This window comes from Bacillus pretiosus, assembly GCF_051294775.1.
Classification (GTDB): Bacteria; Bacillota; Bacilli; order Bacillales; family Bacillaceae_G; genus Bacillus_A; species Bacillus_A wiedmannii.
On record NZ_JBPPHF010000114.1, the window covers coordinates 1 to 318 of the forward strand.

A 318-nucleotide genomic window follows, 5' to 3' on the forward strand; every position below is an offset into this window, starting at 1 on the left:
TACCTATTATTATGTTTTGATGGTTAGGAGCTGCTTAATTAGATGTGTATGGAGCAGCCTATGCTTCTGTTATTTCTACAGTTATTACGTTTATTGTCATGTTGGTGTATTTAAAGAAGAAAAAACACCCACTACAATTAGATAGTACGGTAAGGAAATATCTTCGCATGGATAGGGAGTTATTGAAGCTATTGTTACGACTCGGAATTCCAGCGAGTATTAATATGATTTTAGTTTCATTATCTGAAATTGCGGTAATCGCGTTTGTGAATCGTTATGGTTCCTGTCACATATACACATCTGACGCTGCCGACGAAT

General features: G+C 36.2%; 1 pseudogene. It reads left to right on the forward strand.

Going from position 1 to position 318, the window contains the following annotated elements:
• Positions 1-38 precede the first annotated feature (38 nt).
• A pseudogene (locus ACSG5Z_RS30090) lies at positions 39-318 on the forward strand (hypothetical protein); the annotation flags it as partial.